Genomic DNA, 384 nt, shown 5'->3' with positions numbered 1-384 from the left:
AGCGCTGGCGAAATTCCTTGATGACCGGCGGCAAGGCGTAGCGCGCCTGCGAATGGGTGGCGGCAATGGACAGCACGCCCGTGCGACTGTCGGCGTATTCCGCGCCCGCGTGGCGGATGTTGTCGGCGCATTGCAGGATCTGCTCGACCAGCGGCAGGATCAGTTCGCCGGGCGGGGTCAGGCCGATCAGGCGCTTGCCCGAGCGCACGAAGATGTCGACGCCCACCTCTTCTTCCAGTTCGCGGATCTGGCGGCTGACGCCGGGCTGCGAGGTATGCAGGCTTTCCGACACGTCGGTCAGGTTGAAATCACGGCGTACCGTTTCGCGCACGGAACGCAATTGCTGGAAGTTCATGGAGTCGCTGGGCCTGTAGAGGGCACAAG

1 protein-coding gene is annotated in these 384 nt (G+C 64.6%); it reads right to left on the bottom strand.

Annotation, left to right across the window (positions count from 1 at the left end; genetic code table 11):
• A partial coding sequence (locus SB751_RS28455) for a LysR family transcriptional regulator (RefSeq protein WP_410748845.1) occupies positions 1 to 355 on the bottom strand: 355 nt, incomplete at its 3' end.
• Between the last annotated feature and the right edge of the window lie 29 nt (positions 356 to 384).

The sequence above is a fragment of the Cupriavidus sp. SIMBA_020 genome (assembly GCF_046535395.1).
Lineage (GTDB): Bacteria > Pseudomonadota > Gammaproteobacteria > Burkholderiales > Burkholderiaceae > Cupriavidus > Cupriavidus campinensis.
This window is presented reverse-complemented; position numbering and strand designations above follow the sequence as displayed.